Origin of the sequence: Polaribacter sargassicola, from assembly GCF_021991835.1 — a bacterium.
Classification (GTDB): domain Bacteria; phylum Bacteroidota; class Bacteroidia; order Flavobacteriales; family Flavobacteriaceae; genus Polaribacter; species Polaribacter sargassicola.
Genome location: NZ_JAHDAU010000094.1, coordinates 1 through 347, shown reverse-complemented (window position 1 = coordinate 347; position 347 = coordinate 1). Strand labels below are relative to the sequence as shown.

Here is a 347-nt window from a genome sequence, read left to right as displayed (position 1 = left end):
CGAGTGCAGCACGTCGCCCACGATGACGACGCGGAGCCCGCTCAGGTCGCGGCCGCGGCTGTCGGCGCCGTACCGCCGCTTGCGGATCGTGAAGGCGTCCAGGAGCGCCTGCGTGGGGTGCTCGTGCGTGCCGTCGCCGGCGTTCACGACGCCGGCGGAGATCCAGCCGCTGGTGGCGAGCGTGCGGGGGGCGCCGGATGCCGAGTGGCGAATCACCACGGCGTCCGCTCCCATCGCCTCCAGCGTCTGCGCGGTGTCCTTCAGGCTCTCGCCCTTGGAGACGCTGGAACCCTTGGCGGAGAAGTTGATCACATCAGCGGAGAGTCGCTTGGCAGCGGCTTCGAACG

1 pseudogene is annotated in these 347 nt (G+C 70.9%); it reads right to left on the bottom strand.

From position 1 onward, the window contains the following. Positions 1 to 347 (bottom strand): annotated as a pseudogene (locus KI686_RS17480) (aspartate carbamoyltransferase catalytic subunit); the annotation flags it as partial.